Raw genomic sequence first — 12581 nt, forward strand, 5'->3', positions numbered from 1 at the left:
CGCCTCGCCGCCCCGCCGGGGGGGGGCGGGGGGCCGCGGGGGCCGCCCGCCCGCCCACCCCCGCCCCCCCCCCGCGCCCCGCCCCCCCCCCCCGCCCCCGCCCCCCCCCCACGTCCGGGTGAACGGTCGGTCCGATGATCAGTCGTGCGTAACCGACCACCCGCACCGCTCGTTGGCCAATGTGCAAGCCGCCACCACGCGTACGGTCAAGCCGAATTGCGACCCGTCACCCGATGGAGTGGCTTTGGCCCGCCGGGGCAACCGTCCGGCAGGCCGGGGTGTCGACAACGACGAAGGGAGGTGTGGCCCGTGACGGCAAACGTGCTGGAGCACCGACGGGCGAAGGCCTTCGCCGAGGCGCTGGAGGCCCACCAGGCAGAGCAAGGCGGCACGGCCGACGCCGAATCGGCCAACACCGCTACCACTGGCCAGAGTTCCGCCGCGATGGCCGAACTGGTCGGCCTGGCGGGCGCGTTGGGCACACTGCCCGGCCCGGCACTCGACCCGGAGGTACGGACCGTCCAACGCGCCCAGCTGATGGCCGCGTTCGAGCAGGCCTTCGCCGGCGGACCGGGCGCCGCGGTGCCCCGCCAGCGCCGGCACCGCGCGGTCCGAACGGCCCCGCGCGGCCGCTGGAGCCGCCGCTTCGCGATCGGCGGCCTCGTCGCCGGCCTCGCCGTCGGCAGCCTCGCGGGCGCCGCCGCCGCCAGCACCAGTGCCCTCCCGGGGGACACGCTGTACGGCATGAAGCGCGGCCTCGAAGGACTCCGGCTCGACCTGGCGGGCTCCGACTCCGAGCGCGGCGAACTGCTCCTCGACAACGCCGCGACCCGGCTCAAGGAGGCCAAGAGCCTGGTGGGCCGCACCGACGGGGCGGGCGCACTCAGCCCGGGCACCGTCGACCAGGTCCGCCGCGCACTGGACGACATGCACGCCGACGCCATCAAGGGCCGCGACCTGCTGCGCTCGGTCTACCGGAGCAACGGCTCGCTCGACCCGATGCGGACACTGGCCGGCTTCGCCCACGACGAGGACGGTCGCTGGACCGAGCTGGAGGGGCGACTGCCCTCCCAACTCACGCCGCAGGCCCACCTGGTGAACCAGCTCTTCGACGACATAAGCGAGGACGTCGCGCCCCTGCGCCTGGCCCAGCCCACCGCCCCCGGCGGTGCACCGGCCGACGCGGGAGCGGGCGGCGACACCGCCGGCCCGAACCCCGGTGGCACCGGCCCGGCGCCGTCGGGCGCCACCGGCACCGCACCGGGCGCACCCGCCCAGGGCGGCAGCACCGGCACGGCCGGCGGCAACCGGCCCGGCGGCACCGAGCACCCCTCGGTCGGCGCCGGGACGCTCCTGCCCGGCGGCACCGGCGCCAAGGGCAACGGCCTGACCGGGAGCCTGCCCAGCAGCGCTCCCGACGCCGTCAACGGGCTGGTGGGCAACCTCACCAACGGGCTCACCGGCGCCAAGCAGCAGCCCTCGCCCAGCACCGACGCGGCGCCCGGCGGCCAGTCGCAGCAGCAGCCGACCGCCACGCCCAGCGCCGCCACCGGCGGCCAGCAGCAGGGCGTCGACGTGCCCCCGCTCATCCCGGGGCTGCTGCCCGGGCTGCGGATCCTCGGCGGCTGACGCACCGGGCCGGCACACGACGGCCGAGGGCCCGGCGGGGCGAACCCGCCGGGCCCTCGGCCGTCGTCCTGGCGTCGGAAGAGCCACAGAGCCACAGCGCCGCAAGGGGCCACAGCACCAGGGGAACCGGGCTAGAAGAACACCGAGCGCCGCTGCACCAGCAGCTTGTAGAGCGTGTGCTGGATGGTCTCCCGCACCTCGTCCGCCAGGTCGAAGACCAGCATCGGATCGTCCGCCGCCTCGGCCGGGTACCCGTCGGTGGCGATCGGCTCGCCGAACTGGATCGTCCACTTCGTCGGCAGCGGCACCGCGCCGAGCGGGCCCAGCCACGGGAACGTCGGCGTGATCGGCACGTACGGCAGGCCCAGCAGCCGGGCCAGCGTCTTCAGGTTGCCGATCATCGGGTACGTCTCCTCCGCCCCGACAATCGAGCACGGCACGATCGGCACCCCCGCCCGCAGCGCCGAGGAGACGAACCCGCCGCGCCCGAAGCGCTGGAGCTTGTACCGCTCGGCGAACGGCTTGCCGATGCCCTTGAAGCCCTCCGGCCACACCCCGACGACCTCGCCGCGCTCCAGCAGCGCCTGGGCGTCCTCGTTGCAGGCGAGCGTGTGGCCGGCCTTGCGGGCCAGCTCGTTGACGCCCGGCAGCACGAACACGAGGTCCGCGGCGAGCATCCGCAGGTGGCGGTGGTTCGGGTGGTGGTCGTGGATGGCGACCTGGGTCATCAGGGCGTCCAGCGGGATCGTCCCGGAGTGGTTGGCGACGATCAGCGCGCCGCCCTCGGCCGGGATGTGCTCGACGCCGCGCACCTCGATCCGGAAGTACTTCTCGGCCAGCGGGCGCAGCAGCCCGAGCAGGACCTCCTCGGTGAGCTCCTGGTCGAAGCCGAACTCGTCCACCTCGTAGTCGCCGGTGAGGCGGCGGCGCAGGAAGGCCAGCCGCTCGGCGGCCCGGCCCTCCCAGCCCTTGCCGAACAGCCGGGTCGCGGCCGGGCCGAGCTGCCCGGACAGCGCGCCGCCGACGGCCCCGGCGAGCCGGTCGGCGAGGGCCGGGTGGTCGGGGTCCGGGGAGGTCCAGCTGGGGGCGGACTCGATCGGGATGACCTTGGCCTCGCCCGGCGCGTTCTCTGCTGCGGCACTCATGGCGGGTTCAGCTCCTCGGTCGGGTGGGGCGGTCGGTGCGATCTGCGCGGTCGCGATCTGCGCGGCCGCGGGCGGAGCGGTCGCGGTCGGCGGGGCCCGCTTCGGGGCCGAGCAGCCCGGTCAGCCGGTCGGTGACGGCGGCGAGCCGTTCGGGCGGCAGGAGGCCGGGGCCCCGGGCGGCGGCGAAGTCGGCGAAGGCCTCCGGGGTGGTGAAGGCCGGGCGGTAGCCGAAGGTCTCCCGCAGCCGGGTGGTGTCCACGACGCGCCCGTGGGTGAGCAGCCGCAGCTGCTCGGCCGAGACGTCCACCAGGCGGGTCTGCCGGGCCAGGCCGGCCATCCAGCTGACCGCGGGCAGCAGCAGCGGGAGGGTGGGCCGGCCGAGCCGGCGGGCGCACTGGGAGAGCAGCAGGACGCCGTCCCCCGCCACGTTGAAGGTGCCGGTGTTGACGGTGCCCGGCGCGGGCTCGCCGGCGGCCCGGCAGAGCACGGCGACGGCGTCGTCCTCGTGCACGAACTGGAGCCGGGGGTCGTAGCCGAGGACGGTCGGCAGCACCGGCAGCGCGAAGTACTCGCTCAGCGGGGTGTCGGCGGCGGGGCCGACGATGTTGGCGAAGCGCAGCACCGTCACCGCGACGTCGGGCCGGCGGCGGGCGAAGCCGCGGACGTAGCCCTCGACCTCGGCGGCGTCCTTGGCGAAGCCCCCGCCGGGCGGGTTCTTCGGCTGGATCCGTTCGGTGAACACGGCCGGGTCGCGCGGGGCCGAGCCGTAGACGCCGGTGGTCGACTTCACCACCAGCCGCCGCACGCCCGGCGCCTTCTGGCAGGCGCCCAGCAGCTGCATGGTGCCGATCACGTTGGACTCCTTCACCGCGGAGCGGTTGGTGGAGCCCAGCCCGGTGGCGGAGACGCTGAGGTGCACGACGGTGTCGACCCCGTGCTCGGCGATCACCCGGGCGACCGCCGGCCGGCGCAGGTCGAGCTGGTGGAAGCGGTAGGGCGCGGCCGGACCGTCCGGGTCCTCGACCGGGCGACCGGGCGGCTGCACGTCGACGCCGACCACCAGGTCGACGTCGGGCCGGCGGCGGACCTCGGCGACGAAGCGGGCCCCGAGCTGCCGGGCCACACCCGTGACGAGCACGACGACGCCCACAGTGCTCCACCCCAATCCTCGACCCGAGCGGCCTGCGTGCACCGTACCGCGCCGCCGCGACGGGCCGTGAAACGACACCGCCCGCCCAGCCCACGAGGGGCCCGGGCGGGCGGTGGTAGCGCGCGGCGCGCAGGGCGCGTCCGGGGGCGCTTACTTCTTGTTGCGACGCTGAACGCGCGTGCGCTTCAGAAGCTTGCGGTGCTTCTTCTTGGCCATACGCTTGCGACGCTTCTTGATGACAGAGCCCACGGAACAACCCTCGCTCACTGAGACTCTCGTCCGTGAGAGACGGAGTCCATACGACTGACGTGAGGGCCTAGCCTACCGTCCGGTTGCCCGGGGCTGTAAATCGCGCCCCCGTCCGCCGGGGAACACGCGGGAAATCCGTGGCAAACGGGTGCGGAGCCCACCGTGGTGAGCCCCGCACCCGCGCGCCCCGTCCTACGCGCTTTCGAGCCGCACGTAGGACTCCTTGAGGTACTCGTGCACCGCCTGCTGGGGCACCCGGAAGGACCGTCCGACCCGGATGGCCGGCAGCTCTCCGCTGTGCACCAGGCGGTACACCGTCATCTTGGACACCCGCATGACCGCGGCAACCTCCGCCACGGTCAGGAAGACGACTTCCTGCAGGGGGCGTTCGCCGGAACTCATGACCATCACCCGACCCTTAACCCGTGTGCAAGGCACCGGCTTCCCCTCCGGTGACTCCACCGGCACACGTGTATCCCCAGAGTAGTTATGGGTGGTACCAGTGGGAAGAGGGAGAAGCGCAGTCCTCGTACGGTGAGAGATAGTCCTGTTGCAGTACGTAGTCACTCGGCGGTTCGTAGCAGTGGGCGTGCGCACCGCCACCGCGCGGGGCGTCCGGGGCGCCGGTTTCAGGCCAGCAGGCCGTGGTGGGGGAAGACGGCGCGACGGCTGGCGAGGATCGCCTGGTCCAGGCGGTCGGCCGGATCGTATCCCGCGTCGAAGTCGCGCCACACCGGGCGGGCGCCGTCGGTCATGCGCAGCGGGGCGGGGCGGCGGGTGCGGCGGTAGACCTCGGCGCGCCACGGTTCGGGGGTCTCGGTGGCCGGGTCGACGGGGTGGCCGGCGGCGGTGGCGACGAGGTGGGTCCAGGTCCGCGGGACGACGTCCACGACGGCGTAGCCGCCCCCGCCGGTGGCGACCCAGCGGCCGCCGGCGTAGCGGTGGGCGAGGTCGTGCAGGTCCTCGGCGATCAGCCGCTGGGCGTCGACGGTGACGGCGAGGTGGGCGAGCGGGTCCTCCAGGTGGGTGTCCGCGCCGTGCTGGGTGACCAGGACGTCCGGGCGGAAGGCGGCGAGGAGTTCGGGCACCAGGGCGTGGAAGGCGCGCAGCCAGCCGGCGTCGCCGGTGCCGGCCGGGAGCGGCAGGTTGGCGGCGCCGCCGGGGGCGTCGGGGCCGCCGGTCTCGGTCGGGAAGCCGGTCTGCGGGAAGAGCGTGGCGGGGTGTTCGTGGAGCGAGATCGTGAGCACCCGGGGGTCGTTCCAGAAGGCCTGCTGGACGCCGTCGCCGTGGTGGACGTCGACGTCGACGTACGCGACGCGCTCGGCGCCGAGTTCGAGCAGGCGGGCGATGGCGAGCGCCGGGTCGTTGTAGATGCAGAAGCCGGAGGCCTTGGCGGGCATGGCGTGGTGCAGTCCGCCGGCGAAGTTGACCGCGTGCGGGGCGTCGCCGCGCCAGACCGCCTCGGCGGCGGCGACGGACTGGCCCGCGATCAGGGCGGAGGCCGAATGGATCGCCGGGAAGGCCCAGTTGTCGTCGGTGCCGAGCCCGTGCCGGACGTCGTGCCGGTCGGGGTTGGCGGCGGCGTGCTTGACGGCCTCGACGTACTCGCGGGTGTGCACCAGCTGGAGCGTCGAATCCCCGGCCGGGGGCGCCGCCTTGACGGTCACGCCGGGCGCGGTGGCCAGTCCGAGGGCCTCGACGAGGCGCATGGTGAGGGCCAGCCGGGTCGGGTCCATCGGGTGGCCGGGGCCGAAGTCGTAGGCGGTGACGGCCTCGTCCCAGAAGAGGTGCAGGCCGCAGGGGAGGTCACGCTCGGCTTCGGGCATGGCCTCCACCGTAGTGGGTGGTGGTCCGCGGGCGGCCGCCGGGCCGGGGCGAGTCCCGGGGGCCGGGGTTCAAACCCGTACGGGAAAGGCGGCTTGAAGCGGAAGGTCAGGAGCGGTCGCCGGCCGGGGCCGCGGCGGTGGCGGCGGTGCGTGCGGGGAGCGTCGCGCGGGCGGGGCGGCGGCCGGCGAGGCGGCAGCCGAGGCAGTCGGGGTGGCCCTGCCGGCCGGCCGGGTCGGGGGTGCGCCAGTGCCGCTGCCCGGGCGGACGCGGGCCGGTGGGCTTGCCCCGGCCGGCGACGTGGAGCAGCCAGGCGGCCACCGCCCCGAGGGCGACGACCAGGCCGCCGGCCCAGAGGCCGGGGACCGAGCCGGCCACGAGGGCCACGCCCGCGACCGCGGAGCCGAGGATCACGACGACGGAGCCGGTCCAGCCCGCGACGGTGTGTCCCATGTCGTGTTCGCCGTGTGCGCCCATGTCTCCTCTTTTGGTGTGATGGACGGGTTCGCCGGGGCTCGACCCCGACAGACGTTTTATCTCACGAGATAAGTTACTTAGATGCTAAGGAGATCCCGGGTGAAGGGCAAGCCGCGCCCCCAGGCGTCGCCCGAGCAGGCGCTCTACGCGATGGACCGGATGATCGCGCTCGCGCAGTTCGGGCAGCAGGACATCGCCGCGCGGCTCGGGCTCAACGTGACCGACCTGACCTGCCTCGGCTTCGTCATCGAGGCCGCCCTGGCCGGTGAGGCGCTCGCCGCCGGCGACCTGGCCGAGCGCGCCCAGCTGACCACCGGCGCCGTCACCGGCGTGCTCAACCGGCTGGAGAAGGCCGGGTACGCGCACCGGGAGGCCGACCCGGCCGACCGCCGCCGGGTGCGGGTGGTGATGGCCGACGACGCGCAGGCGCGCATCCTCCAGGTCTACGGGCCGTTCTACGAGCGCGTCGGCGCCCTGTTCGCCGACTACACGCCGGACGAGGTCGCCGTCCTGACCGACTGGTTCACCCGCGCCCGCGCGATCCTGCGGGAGTCCCTGGACGAGATCCGCGCCGAGTGAGACGCCGAGTGAGACGCGGGGCGGGGGCCCGGGGCCTGAAGACAGGCCCTACGCCTCGGCGGGCGCCAGGGCGGCGGGCGCCGGGGCGAAGCGGTCGGCCAGCGGGAGGACGGCGAGCACCAGCACCATCGGGGCGAGCAGCGCCCAGCGGTACGAGCTGCCGTCCGCGATCGCGCCGACCAGCGGCGAGCCGATCAGGAAACCCACGTAGTTGAAGAGGTTGAGCCGGGCCACCGCGGCGTCCGAGTCGGCCGGGAACAGCCGCCCGCCGGCCGCGAACACCTGCGGGATGATCGCGCAGATGCCGAAGCCGAGCAGCGTGAACCCGGCGATGCCCGCCCACGCCGCGGGCGCCGCGGCGGCGGCCGCGAAGCCGAGGGCCGCCAGCGCCGCGCCGCCGCGGACCACCGGGACGGCGCCCCAGCGCTGCACCGCGCGGTCGCCGAGGGCGCGGCCGAGCAGCATCGCCACCATGTAGCCGAGGTAGGACAGCTTGGCGACGTCCTCGGGGCTGCCCAGCCCGTCGGTCAGGTACTTGACGCTGTAGTTGGAGACCGAGGCGTCCGCGATGTACGCGAAGGCCATCGCCAGGCACAGCGGCAGCAGCGGCCGCCACGGGATCGAGCGGGCGGCGGCCTCCGCTGCCTCCCGGACGGCGTCGCCGAGTTCGGCGGGCCCGGCGAAGCGGGTGCCGACCAGGACGGCGAGCGGGGCGATCACCGCGGCCGCGGTGCCGAACAGCAGCGGCAGCCCGAGGTCGTAGTGCGAGCCGAGGCCGGCGACGGCCGCACCGAGGATGCCGCCGAGGCTGAACGCGGCGTGGAAGCCGATCATGATCGAGCGGCCGTAGCGGTGCTGGAGCCCCACCCCGAGCATGTTCATACTGGCGTCCAGCGCCCCCACCAGCAGCCCGAACGCCCCCAGCGCGATGGCGAGTTGCCACAGCTCGTCGCCGAGCCCGACGCCCGCGAGGCTGAGGCAGACGCCCGGCTGGACGACCCGCAGGACGGCCCGCGCGCCGGTGCGCTTCACCAGCTGTTCGGAGGTGATCGAGCCGACGCCCGCGAGGATCGGCACGGCGGCCAGGAACACCGGCAGCAGCCCGTCGCTCAGCCCGTACCGGTGCTGGATCTCCGGGATGCAGGTGACCAGCAGCGCGAACGTCGTGCCCTGGAGCAGGAAGCTCAGGGCCAGGGCGGCGCGGCCGGCCCGCAGGCGGGACGGGACCCCGGCACTCGACGGGAACGCAGGACTCATGCGGGAACCTCGCTACCGGCCGGTACGACGATGTTGGCGAGAGCGTAGGTGCCCGGGAGGACTTTGGGGAGAGGGTGCGCAGCGCTTTCCGCGCTCAGCCCAGCAGCGCGGGCACCTCGGCGAGGTCGGCGATCAGCCCGGTGGCCCCGGCGGCCGTCAGCTTGGCCGGATCGGTGAGCGCGGTGTAGCCGTAGACGTCCATGCCGGCGGCGCGGGCGGCCAGCACGCCATTGGGGCTGTCCTCCAGCACCAGGCAGCGCGAGGGGTCGACGCCGAGGGTGCGGGCGGCGTGCAGGAACAGGTCGGGCGCGGGCTTGCCGACGCCGACGTCCTGCGCGCTGAAGATCCGCTCCTCGGCGAAGTGCCCGCGCAGGCCGGTGACGTCGAGCGCGGTGCGGATCCACGCGTGGTGGGCGGAGGAGGCCAGGCAGTACCGGACGGCACGCCGCTGGAGCTCCTTCAGCAGCGCCTCCGCGCCCCGGACGGCGGTGAGTTCGGCGCCGAACGCGTCGAAGACCCGGCCGTGGAAGAGCTCGTCGAAGCCCTCGGGCAGCGTCGCGCCGTCGTACCGCTCGGCGATCACGTCGTGGATGCGGTGGGCGGCACAGCCCATGAAGTCCCGGTAGCTGTCCTCGATCGTCGTCGGGTGGCCGAGTTCGGTCAGGTACTCGGCCAGCACCCGGTTGGAGAGCGGTTCGCTGTCCACCAGGACACCGTCGTTGTCGAAGATCACCAGGTCGTAGGCCATGCCGCCGAGCCTAACCGGACGGACGTTCGAGGCGGTTACTTCCCCCCGGAGGCCAGCTCGCGCGAGCGGTCCCGGGCCGCCTCCAGGGCGCCCAGCAGCGCGGCCCGCACCCCGTGGTTCTCCAGCTCGCGGATGGCCGCGATGGTGGTGCCGGCCGGGGACGTGACGGCCTCGCGCAGCTTCACCGGGTGCTCGCCGGAATCGCGCAGCATCACCGAGGCGCCGATCGCGGACTGGACGATCAGGTCGTGCGCCACCTGCCGGGGCAGGCCGAGCAGGATGCCGGCGTCCGTCATCGCCTCGACGAGGAAGTAGAAGTAGGCCGGGCCGGAGCCGGAGAGCGCGGTGGCCGCGTCCTGCTGGCTCTCGGGCAGGCGCAGCGCCTTGCCGACCGAGCTGAAGATCTCCTCGGCGCGCACCAGGTGCTCCTCGGTGGCGTGCGAGCCGCCCGAGATGACGCTCATCCCCTCGTCCACCAGGACGGGCGTGTTGGGCATCACCCGGACCACCGGGGTGCCGACCGCCAGCCGCTCCTCGAACCACGCGGTGGGCACGCCGGCCGCGGCCGAGATGACCAGCCGGTCCGGGCTGACGTGCGGCGCGAGCTCCTCCAGCAGGGTGCCCATGTCCTGCGGCTTGACGGCGAGGATCAGGGTGTCGGCGAGCTTGGCGGCCTCGGCGTTGGAGACGGCCACGACGCCGTGGCGGTCGGCCAGTTCGGCGGCGCGCTCGGGGCGGCGGGCGGTCACCAGGACGTCCGCCGGGTCCTTGCCGGCCCGCAGCAGACCGGAGAGCAGGGCCTCCCCGATCTTGCCGGTGCCCAGGAAGGCGATCTTCTGTCCGTGCGCTGCGCTGCCGCCCATGGCCGCTCCTAACCTCGGTACTGCTGCCATCCTCGCACCGCGCGGCAGCCCCCGGCGGGACCGTCCGGCCTGTGGTCCCTTACGGAGAAACTCGGGGGTTTCCCCTATGGCCCCGGGGCGTCCGCAGGAGCACCGTGGGGGTATGGCACACGACGAGATGTCCCGACGTGAGAACCGGCAACTCGCCGTCGCCTCGGCGACGATGGGTCCGTGGCGGACGGCCGCGGGGGTCGGTGCGGTGGTGGGGGCGACGGCCCTGGGGATCGACGCGATCACCGGGCACTGGTCGCTGAGCATCCTGGCCGGACCGGCCGGCTGGGGTCTGTTCTTCTTCTTCCTCGTCGGCACGCTGGGCGGCCAGTTGCGGCGCGACACCGGCGACCGGCGGCTGCGGCGGTGGGCCGACGCGCACCCGTGGCAGGCGGCGCTCCCGGCGGCCGGCGGACTGCTGCTCCTGAACACGCTGGCGCAGCTGTTCCTCGGCGACGCGGGCGTGTTCGCCGCGTTCTTCGAGTCGCTCATCCCGGCCGGGATCCTGCTGGCGATCGCCGGTGTGGTGGGGTCGGTGAAGCAGGCCCGCAGCAAGGGCTGAGGCTCCCCCGCACTGCTCCGACCTGGGCAAACGGGGCAAACCTCGGCACTCCGTGCACGAGTTCAGCACAAGGTGTGCCCCCGATCGACCGGTCGTCACACCCCGTCGGCATACTGGCGCGATGCCGATCGCCGAAGATCCAGAACCGCGCCCCTCGGAGGGCGGTGAGCCGGGCGGGTCCGACCCGTCCGGAGCGGGCGGGAAGGACCCGTTCGCGGACCTCGTCCTCGACGACGAGTTCGTCAAGGGTGCCGCCGTCACGGAACAGTCCGGCCGCACCCGGATGCTTGCCGCCCAGTGGAAGCACACCCCGCCGGTCGACCCGGGCGGCCGCCGGTCGGTCGACGACGGCCCGGCGGCGCCGAAGCGCCGGTTCGGCCGCAAGCCGAAGCTCCAGGCCGTCGACCCCTGGGGCAACCCGCGCCCGCCCAAGCGCCGGGGCCTGGAGTGGCGCACGCCGCTCTTCGCCGTCCTGACCATCGCGGTGCTGGTGGCGGCGCTCAACATCGAGGGGCTGCGGAACTGGTACCAGGGCGGTTCCGCCGGCTCCTCGGCGTCCCACACCCCGGTGCCCACCGTCGCCCCGGAGACGGCCAAGCCGACGACGGCGCCGCCGAAGGTCGACGCCGACCAGCCGACGGTCGACCACCCCTGGGCCGGCTCCCCCGCCGAGGGCTGGCCGAACGGCGCGGACGCCTTCGTGCTCCCCGACGCCAAGGCCACCGGCGTCTTCTCCGCCGACCAGGTCGCCGCCCAGCTCCAGCTGGTCAAGGACTACCTGACCGCCGCCAACCTGGACCCGCAGGTCATCGCGGGCGGCCGCCCGGAGGCCGCACTGGCGCTGCTGGACCGGGCCGAGCGCGACCAGGCGGCCGCCGCCCTGGCGACCCCGTCCAAGGAGAACGACCCCACCAACTGGTTCAGCCGCTTCGACCCGCGCGAGGCCGTCCAGGTCGGCGGCGTGGTCAAGGTCCAGGGCCGGATCGGCTTCGAGGGCGACGGCGACAAGGGCGTCCTGGTGCACGCCGACTTCAGCTACGTGTACGCGGTGCGTCCGGGCCCGGACGCCGCCAAGCGGGCCGCGTCGCCCGCGCCGTCGGCGAGCGGCGGCCCGAAGCCGACGAAGCCGGCCGCGCCCGGGACCCAGGACCCGGCGGCCAGGCCGGTGGGCCTGGTGCTGCCCGCGGCCGACGTGGCCGGGGACACCTGGACCACCCGGACGGTCGTGCGGCGGGTCGAGAACTTCCGCTTCTACGACCCGGCCCGCTACCAGGTCAACCCGAAGAAGATCGCGTTCGGCGAGGGCGGCGGCTCGGACTCGGCCAACTCGGCCTGCGACGTCTACGACGGCTTCTACCACCCGCAGTTCGCCCAGTTCGACCCGGTTCAGCAGGACACCCCGGGCTCCCGGCCGACCGGCCCCGCGACCGACCCGTACGACCGCAGCAAGGACCTCGTCCCGAGCGACCAGTGCGGCACGGTCAGCCGCAACTGACCGTCAGCGCTTGCGCTTCCCGCCGGACCGGCCGCTGCGGCCGGTCCGGCGCTTCTCGTACTGCTCGACGGCCCGCTCGTACCGCGCCCGCCGGACGCCCTCGCCCGGGGCCTCGGTGAGGCTGCGGACGAAGTAGGCCAGCAGGGAGCCGACCCCGCCGATCATCCAGACCGCGCCGAGCGAGCGGTCCTCGGTCATCCAGCCGGTGAGCCGGTCCTTGCCCTCGGCGAGCACCTTCCAGGTGCGCAGCGCGGCCAGCAGCGAGCAGAGCGCGACGGCCAGCACCAGCAAGGTGTTGAGGAACCCGCCCTGGGCGGAGAGCGCGACGCCCTCGACGGCGAGTCGCAGCACGAACGCGGCCGCCGCGGCGATGACCAGCGAGCCGGCGGACACGGCGACGCGGCGCGGCCAGTAGCCGTGGTCGCGGTGCACCCAGCTGGTGCCGAACCAGCGGATCGGCTCCGGCTGCGGGGCGGCGGGGTCCGGGGCGCCGGCGGGGTTCGGGGCGGGGGTGGGGGGCTGCTCGCTCACGCCGCCGATTATCCCCCGGTTGTCCCCCCGGCCCCGGACGCG

General features: G+C 74.5%; 14 protein-coding genes. 4 read left to right on the forward strand and 10 right to left on the reverse strand.

Features of this window, described 5'->3' with window-relative positions; genetic code table 11:
- The first annotated feature begins 309 nt into the window (after nucleotides 1–309).
- Entirely contained in the window at nucleotides 310–1629 is a 1320-nt protein-coding gene (locus ACFV4F_RS18945; RefSeq protein WP_380446783.1) for a DUF5667 domain-containing protein, read from the forward strand.
- A 131-nt stretch (nucleotides 1630–1760) separates the two neighbouring features.
- Here the strand turns inward: ACFV4F_RS18945 and ACFV4F_RS18950 are convergent, their stop codons facing one another.
- The 6 genes from ACFV4F_RS18950 to ACFV4F_RS18975 form a co-directional block, all read right to left on the reverse strand.
- Nucleotides 1761–2774 carry a lysophospholipid acyltransferase family protein gene (locus tag ACFV4F_RS18950; RefSeq protein ID WP_380503807.1) on the reverse strand — a complete coding sequence of 338 codons (1014 nt, stop codon included), beginning with the start codon at nucleotides 2772–2774 and terminating at the stop codon, nucleotides 1761–1763.
- A 7-nt stretch (nucleotides 2775–2781) separates the two neighbouring features.
- A complete protein-coding gene (locus ACFV4F_RS18955; protein ID WP_380503809.1) occupies nucleotides 2782–3924 on the reverse strand; it encodes an NAD-dependent epimerase/dehydratase family protein in 1143 nt (380 codons plus the stop codon).
- A gap of 150 nt (nucleotides 3925–4074) precedes the next feature.
- Nucleotides 4075–4173: a 30S ribosomal protein bS22 gene (locus ACFV4F_RS18960; RefSeq protein ID WP_003948845.1), complete on the reverse strand. Its 99-nt coding sequence runs from the start codon at nucleotides 4171–4173 to the stop codon at nucleotides 4075–4077.
- 192 nt (nucleotides 4174–4365) lie between these two features.
- Entirely contained in the window at nucleotides 4366–4575 is a 210-nt protein-coding gene (locus ACFV4F_RS18965) for a helix-turn-helix domain-containing protein (protein ID WP_148644250.1), read from the reverse strand.
- A gap of 227 nt (nucleotides 4576–4802) precedes the next feature.
- Nucleotides 4803–5999, reverse strand: a complete 1197-nt coding sequence (locus tag ACFV4F_RS18970; RefSeq protein ID WP_380503812.1) for an acetoin utilization protein AcuC — start codon at nucleotides 5997–5999, stop codon at nucleotides 4803–4805.
- A gap of 106 nt (nucleotides 6000–6105) precedes the next feature.
- Complete coding sequence (locus ACFV4F_RS18975; RefSeq protein ID WP_380503815.1) at nucleotides 6106–6474, reverse strand: HGxxPAAW family protein; 369 nt, start codon at nucleotides 6472–6474, stop codon at nucleotides 6106–6108.
- Between the two features lie 99 nt (nucleotides 6475–6573).
- Here ACFV4F_RS18975 and ACFV4F_RS18980 point away from each other — a divergent pair, with 99 nt between their 5' ends.
- The gene (locus tag ACFV4F_RS18980) at nucleotides 6574–7053 is read left to right on the forward strand and encodes a MarR family transcriptional regulator (protein WP_380446795.1); all 480 of its coding nucleotides are present in this window, start codon (nucleotides 6574–6576) and stop codon (nucleotides 7051–7053) included.
- 48 nt (nucleotides 7054–7101) lie between these two features.
- Here ACFV4F_RS18980 and ACFV4F_RS18985 read toward each other — a convergent pair whose 3' ends face one another.
- The 3 genes from ACFV4F_RS18985 to proC all read right to left on the reverse strand — a co-directional run bounded on the left by ACFV4F_RS18985 (nucleotide 7102) and on the right by proC (nucleotide 9921).
- On the reverse strand, nucleotides 7102–8310 hold the full coding sequence (locus ACFV4F_RS18985; protein WP_380496645.1) for an MFS transporter: 1209 nt from the start codon (nucleotides 8308–8310) through the stop codon (nucleotides 7102–7104).
- Between the two features lie 94 nt (nucleotides 8311–8404).
- Nucleotides 8405–9058, reverse strand: a complete 654-nt coding sequence (locus tag ACFV4F_RS18990; RefSeq protein WP_380503817.1) for an HAD family hydrolase — start codon at nucleotides 9056–9058, stop codon at nucleotides 8405–8407.
- Between the two features lie 35 nt (nucleotides 9059–9093).
- The gene (gene proC, locus ACFV4F_RS18995) at nucleotides 9094–9921 is read right to left on the reverse strand and encodes a pyrroline-5-carboxylate reductase (protein ID WP_380503820.1); all 828 of its coding nucleotides are present in this window, start codon (nucleotides 9919–9921) and stop codon (nucleotides 9094–9096) included.
- Between the two features lie 142 nt (nucleotides 9922–10063).
- On the opposite strand from proC, the gene ACFV4F_RS19000 reads away from it, so the two are divergent.
- Together ACFV4F_RS19000 and ACFV4F_RS19005 are read left to right on the forward strand one after the other, a co-directional pair.
- Entirely contained in the window at nucleotides 10064–10513 is a 450-nt protein-coding gene (locus ACFV4F_RS19000) for a hypothetical protein (protein WP_380446804.1), read from the forward strand.
- 121 nt (nucleotides 10514–10634) lie between these two features.
- The gene (locus ACFV4F_RS19005; protein WP_380503823.1) at nucleotides 10635–12008 is read left to right on the forward strand and encodes a hypothetical protein; all 1374 of its coding nucleotides are present in this window, start codon (nucleotides 10635–10637) and stop codon (nucleotides 12006–12008) included.
- Nucleotides 12009–12011: 3 nt separating this feature from the next.
- On the opposite strand, the gene ACFV4F_RS19010 is transcribed toward ACFV4F_RS19005, so the two are convergent.
- Nucleotides 12012–12539, reverse strand: a complete 528-nt coding sequence (locus ACFV4F_RS19010) for a hypothetical protein (RefSeq protein ID WP_380503826.1) — start codon at nucleotides 12537–12539, stop codon at nucleotides 12012–12014.
- Nucleotides 12540–12581 lie beyond the last annotated feature (42 nt).

Origin of the sequence: Kitasatospora sp. NPDC059722, assembly GCF_042733235.1 — a bacterium.
GTDB lineage: Bacteria > Actinomycetota > Actinomycetes > Streptomycetales > Streptomycetaceae > Kitasatospora.

Coding starts and splice junctions, on each gene's coding strand:
- ACFV4F_RS18950 (WP_380503807.1), bottom strand. CDS start 2,774: ATGAGTGCCGCAGCAGAGAACGCGCCGGGCGAGGCCAAGGTCATCCCG.
- ACFV4F_RS18965 (WP_148644250.1), bottom strand. CDS start 4,575: ATGAGTTCCGGCGAACGCCCCCTGCAGGAAGTCGTCTTCCTGACCGTG.
- ACFV4F_RS18970 (WP_380503812.1), bottom strand. CDS start 5,999: ATGCCCGAAGCCGAGCGTGACCTCCCCTGCGGCCTGCACCTCTTCTGG.
- ACFV4F_RS18975 (WP_380503815.1), bottom strand. CDS start 6,474: ATGGGCGCACACGGCGAACACGACATGGGACACACCGTCGCGGGCTGG.
- ACFV4F_RS18985 (WP_380496645.1), bottom strand. CDS start 8,310: ATGAGTCCTGCGTTCCCGTCGAGTGCCGGGGTCCCGTCCCGCCTGCGG.
- ACFV4F_RS18990 (WP_380503817.1), bottom strand. CDS start 9,058: ATGGCCTACGACCTGGTGATCTTCGACAACGACGGTGTCCTGGTGGAC.
- proC (WP_380503820.1), bottom strand. CDS start 9,921: ATGGGCGGCAGCGCAGCGCACGGACAGAAGATCGCCTTCCTGGGCACC.
- ACFV4F_RS19000 (WP_380446804.1), top strand. CDS start 10,064: ATGGCACACGACGAGATGTCCCGACGTGAGAACCGGCAACTCGCCGTC.
- ACFV4F_RS19005 (WP_380503823.1), top strand. CDS start 10,635: ATGCCGATCGCCGAAGATCCAGAACCGCGCCCCTCGGAGGGCGGTGAG.